This is a genomic window from Firmicutes bacterium HGW-Firmicutes-1 (assembly GCA_002841625.1).
Taxonomy (GTDB): Bacteria; Bacillota; Clostridia; order Lachnospirales; family Vallitaleaceae; genus HGW-1.
Genome location: PHAG01000010.1, coordinates 86,816 through 105,493, shown reverse-complemented (window position 1 = coordinate 105,493; position 18,678 = coordinate 86,816). Strand labels below are relative to the sequence as shown.

The following is an 18,678-nucleotide window of genomic DNA, read 5'->3' as shown; positions in this document are numbered from 1 at the left end:
ATTTATTGAGCACCGCCAGCGATACCTTATTAATCCTATATAATTAAGCGGTTATGTAATCTTATACTACACTTATTCAAATTCACTGTCAACTACTTATTATTAGATTAAATATGAAACATAGAACCGGAATCATCATTTAATTTGTTTTGTTCTATTACCAAATCCTCAAGTGTGATACCATCGACGAGTTTATTAATATTATCATCTATTTTGTCCCAAACATTTTCTTTTACACATGCTGATATTAAACTGTAATCCGTTTTGTCGGATTCTTGTTCATCTATAACAGATAAATCTCCTTCGAGCGAACGAATTATTTGGCCAACTTTAATGTTTTCTGGTCTGTCGCACAACAAATATCCTCCTTGTGCTCCCTTAACACTTTTTACAAGACCCGCTTTTCTTAGAGTAGCAAAAACCTGCTCTAAATATATTCCTGAGATACCTTGTCTTTCTGCAATGCTAAACAGTGATACATGTGTTCCATTTGAATATACTGCTAAGTCAATCATTGCTCTTAGTCCATATCGACCTTTTGTTGAAATTTTCATATCTCTACACCTCTTGTTGATTAATTAAATAAAATATTCGATAATGTCTTTTTTCTTCATTTTTCCATATGCGTCCACTAAGTCACTAATTGTAACACTATCCGCGGCCTTGTTGATTTCATCCATCATTCTTAGCCACATTAATCTAGTTACACATGTAGAGTAATCATTGCACGGATCATCACATTTACCTTCTTCTATACAATTAACTGGTGATAATGGTCCTTCTACTGCACGTATGACCTCACCCGCAGTAATTTTATCTGCACTTCTGGCTAACCTATATCCACCTTGGGCACCTCGAACGCTATTAATAAGCTCTTTTTTTCTAAGTACACTAAATAATTGCTCTAAATAGTTTTTTGATATTTTCAATCTTTCAGAAATGTTATTTAAATTCTCTACCTCCGTTTGGGAGTGAACTGCTAAATCCAGTACAGCCTCAAGCGCGTATCTGCCTTTTGTTGATATCTTCATAGATCTTACCTCCTATCGTATCATATCTTTGATTACTTCTCCGCTTATAATAAGTCCTGCCACTGAGGGAACGAAAGAAATGCTACCTGGGATTTGACGCCTTACAGTGCATTTTCTTGTTGTTCCTGAGGGGCAAATACAATTGTTACTACAACTTGAATCATCTTCTTCAAGGGGTTTCATAGGAGTTTCCTTCGAGTAAACTACCTTTAGCTTTTTAACGCCTCTTCGTTTGAGCTCTTTTCTCATAACCTTAGCAAGCGGACAAACAGAGGTTTTATAAATATCTGTCACTTCAAATTTAGTTGGATCAAGCTTATTCCCAGCCCCCATACAACTAATTATCGGTATGTTTCTTTTGTTTGCTTGTAAAATCAAATCTATCTTTGCCGTTACTGTATCTATAGCATCAACAATATAGTCATAATCATCCTGTAACATTTCATCCGCATTGTCTGGCATATAAAAGCTCTGAATGGTTTCTACTTCTGCTTTCGGATTAATATCTAGAATCCTTTCTTTCATAGCTTCAACCTTAGGTTTTCCTACCGTCTTTCTTGTAGCATGAAGTTGTCTATTTATATTTGTTAAACAAATGCAATCGTCATCAATTAAAACAAATTTACCAACACCTGAACGAACTAGGCCTTCAACCACAAAAGTTCCTACTCCACCGATACCAAATATAGCAACCTTTGCATTCTTTAGCTTCTCTATACCTTGTTTTCCTATAAGTAGTTCTGTTCTTGAAAATTCATGAAGCATGTTTTTTTATATCTCCTTAAAATAGTAATCCTATCGTTATTATAAATAATGATATCATATTCCTTATATAATATAAAGCTTATCTCTTGATTTTATACGAGTATTATTAAACAAAAAACCAGCCTTTTCGACTAAAATCCGAAAATAGCTGGTTATTGTTAGTAATTGATCTAAGATAATATCTTCTGTAACTACTACCTTTTCATTTCTTTCATTAAGTGATTCATGGTATAAGCCCGGATAAATGGTGAGGGTCTTATCAACTGAATCAATATTGTTGTTTAGGCTTTCTGAAAATGCCTTAGATACAATTCTATCGTCTCCACCATGAATAATAAATACTGGATATGTATAATTCCCTGCCGTTATTTGATCCTCTAAATATTTTGATCCTGCACCAAAGGTCTCCCATTGAAGCTTTCTTGTATACGACGTTAGTCGTAATGGATCAACATAATAATAGGATTGAATTGCTGGATACCTACATACTGTACTCGTTAAACTGTTTGGTACAAGCGAATTTGCTCCCCCTACTGCCGTATAAAATGCTGCATCATCTAACCCAAAGGATAAGTAATAAGGTCCTGTTGCACCACCTGATATTATTTGGCCATCAAGCTTGCTTGTATAGGTTACTCCGTACATTGCTGTAAGTAAGCCTCCCATACTATGTCCTAGCATATAGACTGGTTTGCCAGGGTTTTCTGCCTTTGCTATATCAACTACTAAATCAATGTCTTCATAGTATTCGCTGAAGTCTTCAACATATCCTTGATCTCCATTTGCAACACCCGTTTTACCATGTCCCTTGTTATCAAGTCTATAGACTCCATATCCTGCCGCATTTAGCGCCTCTGCCGACTCATTATACCTACCTAAATGCTCAGCAAGTCCATGTACCATGACTACAACAGCTCTCATATCTTGGACATCCGTATTTTTTGCATAGTAGATTTGCATACCACCAGTTGAGTCGGTAATCAAATCATCCTGTACTACACTAAAAGCCAATACGTTACTATCAAATGAATAATTACCCGATATTGCGGCTGCCTCTGCTTGAACTGTAAAGGCTCTTGCATTTGTTGTTAATCCTGTAAAGTTAAGCGTTACTTGCGTATCGCTATTTTTGGTAATGGATGAAAAGGTTAATCCGGTTGTTCCTGTATTTACAGTCCAATTGTTAAGGTTTGTGACCGTTGCATTGTCTGCAAACGTATGACCTAAATTCAAAACCTGTGCTGGATAATCTTTCCCTGAGGTTAAATCAATTGCAATACTCACTCCATCTGTACCTTTTGTTACAGTTGTTGAAGTCTGTGTTGTAATGATCGGTTCTTTTCTCGCTATTTCAAGATTTTTCCCAGAGATATTGGTACCATTCACTACATCAAACAATGCAGTTGAAAACTCATAGTATCCATTTAAGTTCGCTGTAATGCTGGATGAATTGGTGCTCCAACATTAACGTTGGCCTTTTTCAATTGGATTGTTGCTGCTGTTAAATCCGGTACTCCTGCTGAAACAGTTAATGTTCCAGAAATAACTTGTGTTAATGGTTGTGATGACCCTCCTCCAGCTGATGTAGTAATAGTTGGAGTTATGCTTGGGGGTTTTACACCCTCTGATACAATTGCCTCCGTTATCGTGCCGTTACCTTTCACGTCCGTTGTTACTTCTAATATTAACTTTGTTACCTTAGTACCTGCCTCCAGGTTAATTTTACATCCCTGTGCTTCCTTTCCAACTTTCATTTCACTTATTTGTGTATTACCTTGCGTTTTAATTTCTACATTATCAGCATCAACTTTTACACTATCGAACTTTCCTTCTAGTATTATCGTTTCTCCCGCCGCTTGTTCTGAAATGATAACTTCTGTTCCTTTGACATCAATAGCTACAATACGCACTTGCCCACTTGAGGTCTTTTGAACAGTAATTTTATGATATTGACCTCCATTAATATGGATACTATCCTTCCCGCCACCTCTTATGAACGTTTCTCCATCAACAGTTACGTTATTGAGCGTAACATTTCCTTTCCCAACTTCTTCAGCAATCGTCAAATTACCTTTGATATGAATATTTTGAAGTATGACACCATCTGCTTTTACAATTACATTCGTCTTGATTATTTCGGTTCCCGTAGCTGGCCCATATGTACCTGGCTTATTATATGTTACTGTAGAAATCACGTTATTTAATACAGTAATTGCTTCACCACGTTTAATTTGAGCTGTAGCCTTAAAGCTACCATCTGTATATCCCCCCATATAACCATCTCTTACAACTGCACCTATATAACCTTTACTCCATGTTTCTATTTTATTTTCATCTGTTAAATGCTTACTACTATCTGGACTTTGTTCAGCGTTTTTAATCTTACAAATAATAACAGCTACTTCTTGTCTTGTTATTGGGCTATTAGGTTTCATTGTTCCATCCACATAACCCGCTATATATCCTGCTGCTACTGCTTTTTGGATAACATTATAATACCATTTACCTTCTGTAACATCTTTAAATTGGATCATTGATTCTTTTGTATACCCTAACGCATTGTTAACAAGGTTCATAAACTCCGCCCTAGTAATACTATTTTCCGGCTTAAAAGTGCCATCCCCATAGCCACTTGCTATGCCTTTCTCTAACCACTCCTTGATCGTATTCCCCGCCCAATGATTTGTTATATCCGATTCCGCTAAAACACCCACCGTAAATAACGGTATACTAATTGCCAATGTTAAAACAAAAGCAATTAGTTTTCTTGCAAATTTTTGAAAATACTTCATTTCTTTACGCCTCCTTTTATGATATCTCTAATTGGTACCCTACTAACTACTTTAACCATCACCTTCCAATCAAACTTGAATTTGTCATTCATTTATAATGATAGCAAGTCCCCGTTAACAAATAATAAACAAATAGTTAAAAACTTACCCTGTGCAAAAATCCTCACAACTAAAAAAACATACATTTTAATTGTAATGTATGCTTTTTAATAATAGAATTTTTGAAGTTGTTTTTATATTAGCTCCGTAAGAAGACTTTCCTCTTGTGTCTTTTTAACCATAGCAGAATCTCCTAGTTTTTTGTAGAGCTGCTCTTTCATTTGATAATACTCCTCATGGAACTTTTTGTGTTTGAGTAGAATATTTATAAAAACTATGGCTTCTTTATAGCTCCCCTTTATATCTAAATAAGAAATTGTATTTAGTATCGCTTTTTCAAAAATATTTGAATACCGCTCTCTTTCCAAAGTAAAATCGTAGAGGTCAATATCTTCACAAAAACTTCCTCTATACACTTTACATAACTCTTGACATAGTACTGTGCTGGAATCATGATTACTATTTATCTTAGTAATGATGTCCTCAAATATTGATAAATCAGTCATAATATTTTTGTCATTAATAAAATACCTACCGTTAGCAGTCCATATTATATCTTTAAATCCAACTTCTAACAATGCTTTTCTAATATATGTAAGTGTAGTTCTCAAATTACCTTGGGCTTTATCTAAATCATAATTTTCAAAAAATGTATCTATCAGCTTATCTTTCGTTACACCCGTCTTTCCATTATACACCAAATAATAAAAAATGTTTTTCGCCTTACTTGTTCTCCATCTTATTAACTTTCCTACAGACTTTACAATATTATCGCCAAAAAACTGCACATATAGCTTAGGTTTTTCTAGCTCATGATAAGATGGATCATTTTTTGAAGATCTATCTACAATTTGGTCAATAAATTCTTTATTTATATTTTTTAATAAACAAAAATCATATAGTGGTTTATAAAATTCATAATTTGTAATAAAGTCTTGAATATAGTTACCTCTTTCTGACAACGCCATACTTCTTTTAGCATAAATGAATGCTTTTTCTTCATACCCAAGTGCTAAATAGCTTGTAGCAAGAACAGCACTAAGTGTAGCAATATATAGCTTAGTACCAAATTCCTCAGAAGGAATCATAGCTTTTTCGGAATATGATATTGCTTTGGTGTAGTTTCCCAATAATAAATAAGTTTGTGAAAGCATCATATCAGCCATCATATATCCCCAATAACTTTCTTTCGGAATATTGTTATAACTTTTCACAATCAATTCTAAGCCTTCCTCTTTTCTTCCAATAAACACTAAAAAATGAATATAAGTAAAGACACACAAATGAAATAGATTGTTTTTGTTATCTTCAAATAAATCGATGGCTTCCTTAAAATACTTCTCTGCCAGGCTATATCTTCCCCTATGAAATTCAATCTCTGCTAAAATTGCATATAGCTCTGGAAGGTTTGAAGAAAGTCTAAATTTTTTGGCATTTTCAATTTCATACTGAATCTGTTCTTTTCCTTCTTCTAATTGTCCCCATACAACATAAATTCTAATTGTATATAAAATTGAATTCAATGGAGAAATTCGGTTTCTATATTTAGACTGAATTTCCATGGCAGTTTTATATTCACCAATTAAATAGCTAGCATATTCAAGTAAGGCAAGAGCTTGTACCTCATGATTTTTAATGTTTTTTTCATCAATGCCTTTAACCTCTTTCTTTAAAGACTTATATTCCTCTTGAACCTTGCATAAAAATGCACCTGAATGTAATTTTTCGGTCATGATATCTATTTTTTCATCTAGGTCTCTATCGACAAGCTTATCATATATTGTAGTTGCTAATTCGTATGCCTCTGAAAATTTTTGTTGCATTCTTAACGCCTTTACCCATATAATGTCGGCTTTTAATTGGCCGTCTTTGTCATTATTTTTTACAAATAGCTCCCTTGCATTTAAAATATAATGAGTGCCCCCGTCTACATCTAAATCCTTAAGGGCTATTATCGCTTTTATAAGACTTAACCCTCCATATTTATTTACCTGTTTTTTAGAAATCTTTTTATCCCAATTATATACCTTAGAATAATATGTAATAGATATATATTTATAACTATCTCTTTTTAATATTGCTTCAACCTTTTTGTATGCTTCACTTAGTAGCAAATAATCGATTGCCTCAATATAATTCTTTTTAGAAATGTAATAATCCGCTATCTTCGCGTAAATAGTTTTTTTATCATCTACTTTATTAATTAAATAATCCTTAAATAAATCATGATACTTATATACACCATTATGTGTCTTGCTTATAAAAAGCCCTTTATTTGATAATCTATTTAAAATTTCATTTGTATTGTTTCTAATTGCTATAAAGTTACAAGCCTCTATGTCAAGTACGTCAAGCATGCAAGTAGATATTAAAAACTCTTTATCATCAGAAAGCTCATATATATTGTCAAAACATTTTTTATACAAATCATTTATTTCATAGTCACCAACAAGGTTTTCTCTTACAGCATGTTGCAAAAGGTTAAGTCCAAAGGGCCATCCATTATTTTTACGAATGGTGTCCTTCCCAATAGAGCAAACCTTGTAGGTAGATTTAACTGCGTCAATATACTCCTGCTCTTCCTCATTAGTAAACTTCAAGCTATCTATGTTTATCTCCAAAAAACGATCATTCGTAATTAGGTAATCACTATCTAGGTTTGGCTTTGTTCTTGATGCTAAAATAAAGCAAATATTTGAAGGCATATATTTTAAAAATGTGTTTACCATTTCAAGAATCTGTGTATTAGAAATATAATGAAAATCATCTAAAATGATAGTAAGCTTTTCCTTGCAGTTAATTGTTAGATAGTTCAACATCTCTGCAACCAAGGATTTTATTTCTACTTCTATAAGTAGCTCATCTGATATGCCTGGTATATTTACATCCCTTTTTTCCAAAAACCTACTAATACCCTTTGTAAAATATGTAATAAAGGTTCCTATCTCATCATCATATCTATCTAGATGGTACCACATTACATTTTCATCAACAGCCTTATGATACTGCGCTAGGAGTGTCGTTTTACCATAGCCAGCAGGTCCAGTAATGAAAATAACATTCTTGTTTTTCTTCATATCACTTAATAGCTTAGTTCTAATGATGTAGTCTTCTCCTAAGATGGTTGGGCTAAATTTCGCATTTATGATATTCATATCCACTTATCTCCTTTTTGGATATTAAATAAGCTGATGGGGGGATTCGAACCCCCGACCTGCTCATTACGAGTGAGCTGCTCTGCCTACTGAGCTACGCCAGCCAATATCTTATAATGTGTAAATCATTATCTGCTACAATTGATTTTATGAACTACTTTGCTGATTATTCTCAATATTACGCTTCACTATATTCTTAAATAAACTCTTCAATACAACCATAATCAATTCCATCTTCATCGTCACTGCAACCATTAAATTCTATCGATGCGCCAATAAGCTCGCCTTCGATCTCATCTCTATCAAAAAGTTCAATTTCAACTAATTCTATACCATCTTGAACAAGTACATCAACTATTCGCTTCAAATCTTTAACCTTAAATATACTCACCTTTGTATCTCCTTTTTTATTTTGATTTGTTTATCTACATTAATGATAACACAATTGATTAGAACTTTTCAATAAAAGAAAATTGACTACCTCAACTAGTAGATTAAGAAATCACCTGTCTCAACAACAGACAGGTGAAAATAGTTTGAAACTATTGACTTTTGTTCATGAACTTTACTGCTTCGTTTATCCATTTGATGACCCATGTCTCAAGGTATTCCAACCAAGGATACTCCTGATAAATTTCTAATAAAACTGAGGCTAATTTAATTTCACCTGTACCTGAGCCATATTTTTCTTCAGCTAATGCGACCAATTCTAAAATAATTTTTTTAACTAGCTTTTTCTTTCCTTTAAACCACAGAACCGCTAGAGTCAGTACAAATAGGAAGATTATGGTGCAAATAATACATGCTTCCATAATAACACCTCCTTAGCTTTTACCTAGTTGATATGCTCTATACAGCATTGTCCAGACCTCTTCCCGAGATACATTATTCTTGGGATTCGTTCCATCACTTACATGATTTTGTATTACCCAGGCTTGGGCATCTTTTGCCCAATCAGCTACATCTTCTGTACCATTCGTTGGTTCATCCACTATCGGTTCCTCCTCACTAATAAGCTCTTTGTATTTTATTAAGATATCGCTTTTCATATCTAAGTACGTTTTACCTATATACTTCAAGGCATTATTGGGATCCGTTCTTCGATCTGGATCTAATTCAAAATGTCCAAGTCTCTTTGATGGATTTACATTATGGTATTTTGATAAATAAGCTGCGATTTGCACATAGTTTTCATATGCTTTAAGTGACCGCTTTTTATCATTTGGAAAATAACATAACTCTAGACCGATAGCAATATCATTGGCATCTCCACCAAATAATTCATTATCCTTTACTTTGTCATATAGCACATGCCATGCTTTTTCGGGGTTGTCCATGCAAGGAATACACATGATTGCCTCTTTATCATCAACAAACACATGAGCGGATGCTGACAAGGTGTTTGCAGATCTAATGAAGTAGGAGACATTATTTTGTGCAGTCGAATTAGCATTTCCTGTATCATGGTCTACAAAGAATTCAACCTTGTTCATTTTGATTCCACTTCTTCTTTTTGTACCCGATGGTATTAATAGAGTTTTTATTTGCGTTGTTATTTCCATTTCACACCTCTTTTCTTGTTTACTTTATATATTATATTCGCAATGATTTGACTTGCTATTTTTGAAGCAGCGTGAAAAAAGATCACTCATTGTAAACTTGTCAAATATGATAATTTCTATGTTTTATTAATGTTTGTGTTAGCTCTAAGTCATGGGTTGCAACAAAACAATTAAATTTTTAATCCGATAGAATGTATCAACCTCTCAAAGTATACTCATAAACAAAAACAAGGCTTCTAAGTGCTATTAACACTTCAAAGCCTTGTAATAACTATATTTCTTACGCCTTAAAACCACAGTACTTTAGTGTTCTCGGCGGGATTCGAACCCACGGCCTATCGCTTAGGAGGCGATCGCTCTATCCTACTGAGCTACGAAAACATTCACATTACTACCATTAACTCAATCATGTATATTTTGATTGCATTAACATTTTATCATGTTTCAAGCTGATGTCAAGTAGTATTCAGAAAATCTGCTTGGTGTCTGATTCACACCTGTCTGATTCACATATGATCATGTCCTAGTATACCACATTTGATTATGTCCCATTTCAAATCAATGGTTTATAATATACCCTCATGAATATTAACATCGAGGTGATAACCACTCAATTAACGAAACAGAGACAAAAGCATTTTTTCTTCAAGATAAATATAAAAGGCAGTAAGTGTTCATTTTTCGCCCGACCGGTCGAAGAGAAAGGCCAGAAAAATGAACACTTACTGCCCAATAATGGAATACACCAATCAGAAAAAATGCTTTTGTCGACAGTCTGAGCACCACTATAACTATTGCTTATATCTTGGATTTATTGGGACATTTTCAAAAATGCTTGACACATTCAGTGATTTTTTTCATTCTCAATTTAATTGCTTTCAATGATTATTCTTCTTCATAGGCGCCATTAAATTCAAATTCAATAAGACCATGAACCCAACATGTGCCCTTAAATCGCATTCCCACACTTGGAATTCCAATAATGTTAGCTGCATTAATATATACATCAATATATAAACTCATACATTTAATACTTAATATATATATTCTTTCTTCTGTCATTTTATTAACTGTTTCAGCTACTTCCTCAATCGTACCTAAAAATGAATAGATGTCCTCACTATCGCCAAGTGGGACAAAAAAACCTTCAAGTATACTAAGAAGGTCTTCATCCTTTAATCTTTCTTGAAGAATTTCCGAAGATTCCAATGCTTCTTCTTCAAGAATTTGCATGGCTTCTTCATCTCCCTGCCTTGCTTTTTCTAATAATTCTTCTCTAAAGACATCTTCTTCTTCTTCAAGTAATATATCCGTTTCATCTTTATCAATTGGAAGTATTACCGTGCCCTCAACAGAAAAAGCAACAAATCGAACACCTTCAATATAAATATCCTCTTGGTCTTCAATTTCTAAATAATCTATTACATTTTGAAGAAAAAAAGACACTGGCGTGCCAGATCGACTTTCTTCACAAAAAGCATTGTATACGTCTGTTTTTTCACCTTTAACTACATCTATTTCGTGTGTATCAGTAATCACACTACCAATAGCATATGGAATTAAGGAATATACAGTCAGTTCTTCATCTTGACTCAGGGCACCTCTAACGATTAGCCCAAATTCTGTACCATATTCCTTGTAATATTCTACCTTTATTTCATCTGATTTATAATTTGAGATGTATCTTGTATTGGGATTTGCAATTATATCGCTTACGATTCCCTCGGCTTTTTCTTTTGTATTATACGCACTAAATCCTAACGCTGAAATGTACAACATCATCCTGCTTCACCTTGCCCTATATGTAAAAATATATATCTCATTTTGATATAACCATAATATAGCATTTGTATGCCTGTTTGTCTATATGTTTTTAGCCAACATGAACACCTGAAAACATGTGAAGTTCACAGAGGTTAAGCGTTTGCAACTTGATCTAATGCTTGTCTCAAATCATCAATAATATCCAACCTATTTTCAATTCCAACTGAGAAACGAATCAACTCTGGTTTAACGCCGGATGCAATTTGCTCAGCCTCCGTAAGCTGTCTATGCGTTGTACTTGCTGGATGTAATACCGAAGACCTAACATCTGCAACGTGAACAACTAGCGCTATCAATTTTAAACTATCAATGAACTTTTCTCCAGCTAATCTTCCACCCTTTAGTCCGAAAGTTAGTACACCACTACAGCCTTTCGGTAAGTACTTCTTGCCTAATTCATAAGAAGGGTGATTAGGTAGTCCTGGATAGTTTACCCATTCAACTTCATCTTGTTGTTGTAACCACTGAGCAATCTTAAGCGCATTCTCACAGTGACGTTCCATTCTTAAATGAAGTGTTTCCAGTCCAAGATTCATCAAAAAAGCATTCATAGGACTAATTGCCGCACCAGTGTCTCTTAATAGCTGTACCCTTGCTTTTGTAATATAAGCTGCATTACCAAAATCTTGGGTATAAACAACACCATGGTAGCTGTCATCTGGTGTAGTCATTTCCGGAAACTTACCATTTGACCAATTAAACTTACCGCTATCAACTATAATTCCTCCTACACTTGTCGCATGCCCATCAATATACTTGGTTCCTGAGTGTATTACAATATCTACCCCATAATCAAATGGCCTTAATAAAAATGGTGTAGGAAAAGTATTATCAACTATGAGTGGTAGATTATTCTTATGTGCCAAGTCAGTAAATTTTTCAAAGTCCAAAACATTTAGTCCTGGATTTCCAATACTTTCTGCAAAAACTGCTTTTGTATTATCTCTAATATAGGTCTGCAACACTTCTTGTGCAAGGTCTGGATCAACAAAGGTTACTTCAATGCCAAACTTTTTAAGCGTTGTTTTTAATAAAGAGTAGGTACCACCATATAATGAACTAACAGATAATATATGTTCTCCTGCCTGACAAATATTCATGATTGATAAAAGGGTAGCTGATTGTCCAGAAGCAGTAGCCATGGCCCCTATGCCGCCTTCAAGCTGTGCAATCTTTTCTTCAAATGCTGCTACCGTGGGATTACTAATTCTAGTATACATGTGACCTACTGTTTTAAGGTCAAATAAATTAGCTACCTCCTCACATGTATCGTATCTGTAGGTTGTACTTTGATAAATTGGTAGTACTCTAGGTTCCCCGTTTTTTGGTGAATATCCACTTTGTACTGCTTTGGTTTCTAGTTTCCAATTTTGATTCATTTTAATAGCTCCCTCCGAAATATTTATTATAGTATAGAATAAAAGAATTTTATAATCAAGCAGTAGTTATCAAGGGATAGAAAAAGAACGGTTCTCTAGCCCATGGTTAATGGATTAATGAATCGCCCTTTTTCTAACATTATCTATATGGGGAGGGAGGATAAGCTATACTTTAAATTTCTGCAAGTTATTATTAAGCTCTTCTGCTAGATTCGTTAATTCATCAATTGATGCTGTAATTTCTTCAAAGCTTGCAGTTTGTTCTTCATTTGTAGCTGATACTTCTTCAAAGGATGCCGCAGATTCCTGGGATATTGAAGATATTTCGCTAATTTCATCATTTATTTTCTCAACATTAACAGTTAACGCTAAAGTCGCTTCTTTTACTGTGATCGCATTGTTATATGCTTGTGTTACTGCTGAAGTGACATCTTCGAAAACATTAGCCGTTTGCATGAGTGATGTTTCTTGTTCAGCAACTGCAGTTTGTGAGATTTTTATTGTTTTAACAGCTTCATTTACTGCACCATTTACATCAGAAATAATATGGGTAATTTTTCCAGTTGAGTTCACTGTCTCATCTGCCAATTTTCTAATTTCATCAGCTACAACTGCAAAGCCTTTACCATGTTCACCTGCACGAGCTGCTTCAATACTTGCATTCAATGCTAGTAATGTAGTTTGTGAAGAGATGTTTTCAATTACCGTAATGATGTTTGCTATTTCACTAGAAATCTTTGATAAATTCGTTATTGAAATAACTGTTGATTCAGATGCTCTCTTATTTTCATCCATTTTATTTTTTTGAAATTCAATAGTCTGTGTGCCATTTGCCACTATTTCCTTTGTTGCCGCTGAAATGTCGCTAGACTGTGTCATTTCATCATTGATCATTAATAAACGTGTTAAAATGTCTGTCGAACGATTATGTATAGATTCCACTGAAGTTGTTTGTTTACTTACTCCAATGCTTAGATCTTGAATCGTACTTGAAATTTGAGTAGTTCCAACTGCTAATTCTCTCATAGAGGCATTGGTAATTTCAGCATAATTCTTTACTCTTGTTGATACAGATAGCGCATCTTTAACAAGTATATTTAAGCTAGAAATGCTTTCATTAAAGGAATCTGCCAACTTCTTAGTTTCATCCTTTGACTTCACTTGTACATGCGTTGTTAAATCTCCTTTTGCCAAAAGTGCCGAAGCGCGAGTAATCTGTATAATTGGCTTCGTCAGCTTGAACCCAGAAATGATTGCAATCCCAATAACGATACTTAATAAAATGATTGCAAGTATTATTGAACTTCTAGTTAACTTCGTAACATACTGATCGGAAATATTGTTAAAAGTAGTAAAATTACTGTCAATTTTATCATAGGTTAAGCCTGTTGCAATAACCCAATCGAATGCTTCGTATTTCTTAGCGTAAGCACGAATATTTACTGGTTCTGGTACATTTTTAGACCATACAGCATTAAAATCAACAAATCCCCCACCTGATTTTGCACTATTGATAAGGTCACTAAAAACTGGTTTTCCCTGTGCGTCTTTATAACCTAATTGATTACTTCCTTCTAAACTATGATCAAGCGAATATAATAGACACGTCCCATCTGATGAGAATATCCAAAAACCACTGATCCCTGCGTAGGATATACTACTAATATCCTTTATAGCTTGTGCTTTTGCCTCTTCTAGTGTATATTCACCACTAACAATTTTAAAATTATAATTCTTGAGGAGCGCTGCTACGGTATCTACCTCATATACTAGTCCGTTGTCAAATTGAGTTTGAATGCCTTTAGTGTATAACTCTTTTGTTTTTAATTTATACTCATTAATTGAATATAAATTTAAGCCAATTAAGGTTGCAAAAATAAACGTTGAAACACTAATTAAAAGGATCATAACTTTTAAACTTAATTTTTTCATCATAAGGCTCCTTTTACCCAAGTTCTCAAAAACCAACTTCCGCTTTTCTCCATTTTCTCATGCGGGTTGCATTTATACCAGTAAAACAATCTACCATATTTAGTTAAAATACCCATTAAGGTAAGACATACATGTTCCCACCCCGAAAGGTGGGACATGGTTACCATATTATTTTAATTAGCTTTTATTTTTTCTTGTTTTAATGTCAACAAATACTGCAAGAAGTAATACCAAACCTTTAATAATCATTCTTGCTTCTGTGGATACCCCTACTAAGAGTAAACCATTTTCCAAGGTTCCCATAACTAGTGCCCCGATAACAGCTCCAATGATCGTACCTTCACCACCCATGGTACTAGTACCACCGATAATGGCTGCAGCAATTACATCTAGCTCCATACCTGCTCCTGCAGATGAGCTTGCAGAACCAACTCTTGCTCCATATACGATACCACCAGCAGCACTTAAAACACCCATTGAAGCAAATATCATTAATGTTCTGAGCTTAATGTTAATACCAGATAATTTTGCTGCTTCTTTATTTCCTCCAATAGCATATACATGTCTACCAAAGGCTGTGTTATTCGTTAAGAATGTATAAAAGCCTGCAATAATAATAACTATAAGGATTGAGTATGGCATACCTTTGTATAATGCCATTACGCCTAATACCGCCGAAATTAATGCTGAAACACCAAATAGTTTCGCAATAAAAAGCTTTGTAGATAAAACATGGAAATTGTATTTCTTTCTATCCGCTCTTTTTTTCATTTCAAATAATACAAAGCCCACTAAAGACAATACCAAGATAATCATCGTTGTATCATGTGGAATCATATCTTTTACATTGTTTTCCATAAACAACGTTGGAATATATCCTTGACCAATAAGTTTAAATTCTTGAGGAAAGTTAATGGTAACTCCACCTTTTGTAACCAATAACAAGAGTCCATTAAAAATCAACATACCTGCCAAAGTTACGATAAATCCTGGGACATTTCCATAAGCTACCCAAGCACCTTGCCATATACCAATTATAAGTCCTGCTACTAAAGTAAGTATAATGGCTAACCACATTGGTAGCCCCATTGTAACCATAAGCCTAGCAGCAATTGCTCCTGTAAGTCCTACTACTGCGCCAATGGATAAGTCGATATGTCCTGCTACTATAATTAGTACAACTCCACACGTTAAAATTGCAATATATCCTGTTTGCAAAAACAAAGTAGAGATATTTCTTGGAGATAAAAATTTTGATTCAATAACTGAAAAAATCAACATAATACTTATTAGTGCAATAAACATTGTATATTGTCTAATATTATTTTTAATCATAATTTTAATTTGTGACTTACTGATTTTATTATCTTCCATAATATACACATCCTTTCATTTTACTTGCCACCTGTAGCATAGTACATAATGGTTTTTTGGTCAGCTTCTTTAAAATCAACATCTCCAGTAATCTTTCCGTCTTTTATTACTATGACACGATCACTCATACCTAATACTTCAGGTAATTCAGATGAAATCATAATAATACAGACACCCTCTTCTACTAACTTGTTCATTAGATTATAAATTTCATATTTTGCACCTACGTCAATACCACGCGTTGGTTCGTCTAGTATTAATACTTTAGGCTTTGCCATTAACCACTTTGCAATGGCTACCTTTTGTTGGTTACCACCTGATAAATGATCAACAGTTTGTTCTATAGAGGCAGCTTTAATTTTAAGAGCTGACACATACTCATTTGATACTTTTATTTCTTCATTTGCATTAATTGAAAAGTTTTTGGTAATGCTATTCAAACTCGAAAGCGTTATGTTCTTTTTGATGTCCATCATTAGGACAAGACCTGTTTTTTTTCGATCCTCTGTTAAGTAACAAAATCCTGCTTGAATTGCTTGCCTTGGATTGTTGAAGCGTTGTTCTACGCCCTCAAGTTTAAGAGTACCTGTGATTCCTTCGCCATATGCACCAAACAAACTCATTGCAAGCTCTGTTCTACCTGCACCCATAAGACCTGCAATCCCTAGTATCTCACCTTGCCTTGCTTGAAAAGACACATTGCTAATAATATTTTTACCTAGTATTTCAGGATGTGGAACAGTCCAATTTTCTACTTCTAATACAACTTTACCGGCTTTATGTTCTACCCTTGGAAATCTATTCGTTAATTCTCTACCAACCATTCTAGTTATGATGACGTCCTCTGACATTTGATCATCATTATCCATGGTACAGATTGTTTTACCATCCCTAAGAACTGTTATTGTGTCTGCAATCTCAAGCACTTCATTAAGTTTGTGGGAAATATAAACACATGTAACACCTTTTTCTCTCAATGCTCTTAAGATGGTAAGCAGATTATCACTCTCAGTTTCTGTAAGCGCTGCTGTTGGTTCATCTAAAATGAGAAGGCTAACGTCTTTAGCGATTGCTTTTGCAATCTCGATTAGTTGTTGCTTTCCAATTCCAAGCTGATAGATCTTGGTAAGTGGATTATCTTCTAATCCAACATCTTTAAGAAGCTTTTCTGTTCTGGAAATCGCTTGATTCCAATCTATTCCAACTTTTCCTCGTAATTCATTACCCAAGAAAATATTTTCAGCAATATTCATTTGCTTAACTAATGCAAGTTCTTGATATATAATTGCGACTCCCGCTTTTTCAGAGTCTTTTATATGGCCAAATGCCATCTCTTTATCATTGATAATAATCTTCCCTGAATAATCACCATGAGGATAAACTCCACTTAAAACCTTCATGAGTGTTGATTTCCCCGCACCATTTTCACCCACTAAGGCGTGTATTTCACCACGTTTTACCTTGAAAGTAACATCATCTAATGCTCTTATTCCTGAAAACTCTTTAACTATATTTTGCATTTCCAATATGCACTCGTTCATGATTACACCGCCTTTCTTATAACAAACAGGGAAGTAGCTTATCGCTACTTCTCTGCTTAAAATATGTTACTTGTTTCGTATCTTATTTAAATACGTCAGCTTCTTTTAAGTATCCGCTGTCTACTAAAACTTCTTTCACATTATCTTTAGTTACAATCTTAACTGCCATTAGTACTGAAGGAACGCCTTCTACTTCACCATTCGTTTCAACTGCTTCACCCTTTGCAAGAGCCATAGCCATTTGAATTGATTTTGAAGCAAGATCTCTAGTGTCTTTAAATACTGTCATAGTTTGTGTTCCAGCTACGATTCTTTGAGCTGCTGCAAGTTCAGCATCTTGTCCAGTGATTGGAACTTGACCGTCTAAACCTTGAGCTGCTAATGCTTGGATAGCGCCACCAGCACAACCATCGTTTGGAGAAAGAATTGCATCTACTTCGTTGTTACTTGAAAGTAAAGCTGCTTCTACGATTTTAAGAGCATTTTCTGGTTCCCAGTTTTCAACTGCTTGTTCAGCAACAACTTTGATTTTTCCAGAGTCAATAAGTGGTTGAAGGTATTCCATAGCGCCTTCTTTGAATAATTTTGCATTATTATCTGTTGGTGCACCTGACATAATGATATAGTTTCCTTCTGGAACTAAATCAGTGATAAATTTACCTTGAACTCTACCTACTTCAGTATTATCAAAAGAAATATAATAATCTAAATTAGCAGTTCCAGTAATTAATCTGTCATAAGCGATAACTGGTACGCCTTCTTCTTTAGCCATGTCAACTAATGAAGCTGATGCTGATGCATCGTTTGGAGCTAAAATTAATACGTCTACGCCTTCTGTTAAGATAGCTTCAACTTGTTGGATTTGTTCTTGAGTGTCAGCATCTGCAACTTTTACTACTAGCTCAACGCCAAGTTTTGCAGCTTCTGCGATCATTTGTTCTTTGTCTCTTACCCATCTTTCTTCTCTTTGAGTTGGTAATGAAATACCTACTCTAATTTTTGCATCTGCTGCTGGAGCATCAGTTGCTGGTGTATCAGTTGCTGGAGCTTCTTTTTTAGCACATCCAGCAAATACGGATGTCATCATTACTAAAACTAAAAATAATGTTACTAATTTTTTCATTTTGCATAACCCTCCAAATAATTAATGATTAATGATTAAGTTGCCAATGTCGTTCTTAAATTCACCCTATCTAATCACGGCACCGCTGTTTCACTACAGTT

At 34.4% G+C, this 18,678-nt stretch carries 15 protein-coding genes and 2 tRNA genes; all 17 read right to left on the bottom strand.

What is annotated here, in order from left to right; translation table 11 throughout:
- Positions 1 to 107: 107 nt before the first annotated feature.
- The gene (locus CVU84_13280; GenBank protein ID PKM93876.1) at positions 108 to 554 is read right to left on the bottom strand and encodes an Rrf2 family transcriptional regulator; all 447 of its coding nucleotides are present in this window, start codon (positions 552 to 554) and stop codon (positions 108 to 110) included.
- Positions 555 to 578: 24 nt separating this feature from the next.
- Positions 579 to 1,031 carry an Rrf2 family transcriptional regulator gene (locus CVU84_13275; GenBank protein ID PKM93875.1) on the bottom strand — a complete coding sequence of 151 codons (453 nt, stop codon included), beginning with the start codon at positions 1,029 to 1,031 and terminating at the stop codon, positions 579 to 581.
- 12 nt (positions 1,032 to 1,043) lie between these two features.
- Positions 1,044 to 1,796, bottom strand: coding sequence for a tRNA cyclic N6-threonylcarbamoyladenosine(37) synthase TcdA (locus tag CVU84_13270; protein PKM93874.1), 753 nt, complete (start codon positions 1,794 to 1,796; stop codon positions 1,044 to 1,046).
- A gap of 63 nt (positions 1,797 to 1,859) precedes the next feature.
- Positions 1,860 to 3,194 carry a hypothetical protein gene (locus tag CVU84_13265; protein PKM93873.1) on the bottom strand — a complete coding sequence of 445 codons (1,335 nt, stop codon included), beginning with the start codon at positions 3,192 to 3,194 and terminating at the stop codon, positions 1,860 to 1,862.
- 26 nt (positions 3,195 to 3,220) lie between these two features.
- Positions 3,221 to 4,588: a hypothetical protein gene (locus tag CVU84_13260; GenBank protein ID PKM93872.1), complete on the bottom strand. Its 1,368-nt coding sequence runs from the start codon at positions 4,586 to 4,588 to the stop codon at positions 3,221 to 3,223.
- A 233-nt stretch (positions 4,589 to 4,821) separates the two neighbouring features.
- Positions 4,822 to 7,842, bottom strand: a complete 3,021-nt coding sequence (locus CVU84_13255) for a hypothetical protein (GenBank protein PKM93871.1) — start codon at positions 7,840 to 7,842, stop codon at positions 4,822 to 4,824.
- A gap of 31 nt (positions 7,843 to 7,873) precedes the next feature.
- Positions 7,874 to 7,946, bottom strand: a tRNA-Thr gene (locus CVU84_13250).
- Between the two features lie 92 nt (positions 7,947 to 8,038).
- Positions 8,039 to 8,233: a hypothetical protein gene (locus tag CVU84_13245; GenBank protein PKM93870.1), complete on the bottom strand. Its 195-nt coding sequence runs from the start codon at positions 8,231 to 8,233 to the stop codon at positions 8,039 to 8,041.
- 151 nt (positions 8,234 to 8,384) lie between these two features.
- Complete coding sequence (locus CVU84_13240; protein ID PKM93869.1) at positions 8,385 to 8,654, bottom strand: hypothetical protein; 270 nt, start codon at positions 8,652 to 8,654, stop codon at positions 8,385 to 8,387.
- A 12-nt stretch (positions 8,655 to 8,666) separates the two neighbouring features.
- On the bottom strand, positions 8,667 to 9,404 hold the full coding sequence (locus tag CVU84_13235) for an N-acetylmuramoyl-L-alanine amidase (protein ID PKM93868.1): 738 nt from the start codon (positions 9,402 to 9,404) through the stop codon (positions 8,667 to 8,669).
- A gap of 304 nt (positions 9,405 to 9,708) precedes the next feature.
- Positions 9,709 to 9,785 (bottom strand) — tRNA-Arg (locus CVU84_13230).
- 504 nt (positions 9,786 to 10,289) lie between these two features.
- Complete coding sequence (locus CVU84_13225) at positions 10,290 to 11,186, bottom strand: hypothetical protein (protein PKM93867.1); 897 nt, start codon at positions 11,184 to 11,186, stop codon at positions 10,290 to 10,292.
- Between the two features lie 134 nt (positions 11,187 to 11,320).
- Positions 11,321 to 12,607, bottom strand: a complete 1,287-nt coding sequence (locus CVU84_13220; protein ID PKM93866.1) for an O-acetylhomoserine aminocarboxypropyltransferase — start codon at positions 12,605 to 12,607, stop codon at positions 11,321 to 11,323.
- 165 nt (positions 12,608 to 12,772) lie between these two features.
- Entirely contained in the window at positions 12,773 to 14,575 is a 1,803-nt protein-coding gene (locus CVU84_13215) for a hypothetical protein (GenBank protein PKM93865.1), read from the bottom strand.
- A gap of 141 nt (positions 14,576 to 14,716) precedes the next feature.
- Complete coding sequence (locus CVU84_13210) at positions 14,717 to 15,913, bottom strand: sugar ABC transporter permease (protein PKM93864.1); 1,197 nt, start codon at positions 15,911 to 15,913, stop codon at positions 14,717 to 14,719.
- A 20-nt stretch (positions 15,914 to 15,933) separates the two neighbouring features.
- Positions 15,934 to 17,454: a xylose ABC transporter ATP-binding protein gene (locus CVU84_13205; protein PKM93863.1), complete on the bottom strand. Its 1,521-nt coding sequence runs from the start codon at positions 17,452 to 17,454 to the stop codon at positions 15,934 to 15,936.
- Positions 17,455 to 17,536: 82 nt separating this feature from the next.
- Positions 17,537 to 18,577 (bottom strand): ATPase, encoded by a 1,041-nt coding sequence (locus CVU84_13200; protein ID PKM93862.1) that lies wholly within the window; start codon positions 18,575 to 18,577, stop codon positions 17,537 to 17,539.
- Positions 18,578 to 18,678 lie beyond the last annotated feature (101 nt).

Bases quoted from the DNA above. Each gene is read 5' to 3' on its own strand.
- CVU84_13280 (PKM93876.1), bottom strand. From the start codon at position 554: ATGAAAATTTCAACAAAAGGTCGATATGGACTAAGAGCAATGATTGAC.
- CVU84_13275 (PKM93875.1), bottom strand. From the start codon at position 1,031: ATGAAGATATCAACAAAAGGCAGATACGCGCTTGAGGCTGTACTGGAT.
- CVU84_13270 (PKM93874.1), bottom strand. From the start codon at position 1,796: ATGCTTCATGAATTTTCAAGAACAGAACTACTTATAGGAAAACAAGGT.
- CVU84_13260 (PKM93872.1), bottom strand. From the start codon at position 4,588: ATGAAGTATTTTCAAAAATTTGCAAGAAAACTAATTGCTTTTGTTTTA.
- CVU84_13255 (PKM93871.1), bottom strand. From the start codon at position 7,842: ATGAATATCATAAATGCGAAATTTAGCCCAACCATCTTAGGAGAAGAC.
- CVU84_13240 (PKM93869.1), bottom strand. From the start codon at position 8,654: ATGGAAGCATGTATTATTTGCACCATAATCTTCCTATTTGTACTGACT.
- CVU84_13235 (PKM93868.1), bottom strand. From the start codon at position 9,404: ATGGAAATAACAACGCAAATAAAAACTCTATTAATACCATCGGGTACA.
- CVU84_13225 (PKM93867.1), bottom strand. From the start codon at position 11,186: ATGATGTTGTACATTTCAGCGTTAGGATTTAGTGCGTATAATACAAAA.
- CVU84_13220 (PKM93866.1), bottom strand. From the start codon at position 12,607: ATGAATCAAAATTGGAAACTAGAAACCAAAGCAGTACAAAGTGGATAT.
- CVU84_13210 (PKM93864.1), bottom strand. From the start codon at position 15,913: ATGGAAGATAATAAAATCAGTAAGTCACAAATTAAAATTATGATTAAA.
- CVU84_13205 (PKM93863.1), bottom strand. From the start codon at position 17,454: ATGAACGAGTGCATATTGGAAATGCAAAATATAGTTAAAGAGTTTTCA.
- CVU84_13200 (PKM93862.1), bottom strand. From the start codon at position 18,577: ATGAAAAAATTAGTAACATTATTTTTAGTTTTAGTAATGATGACATCC.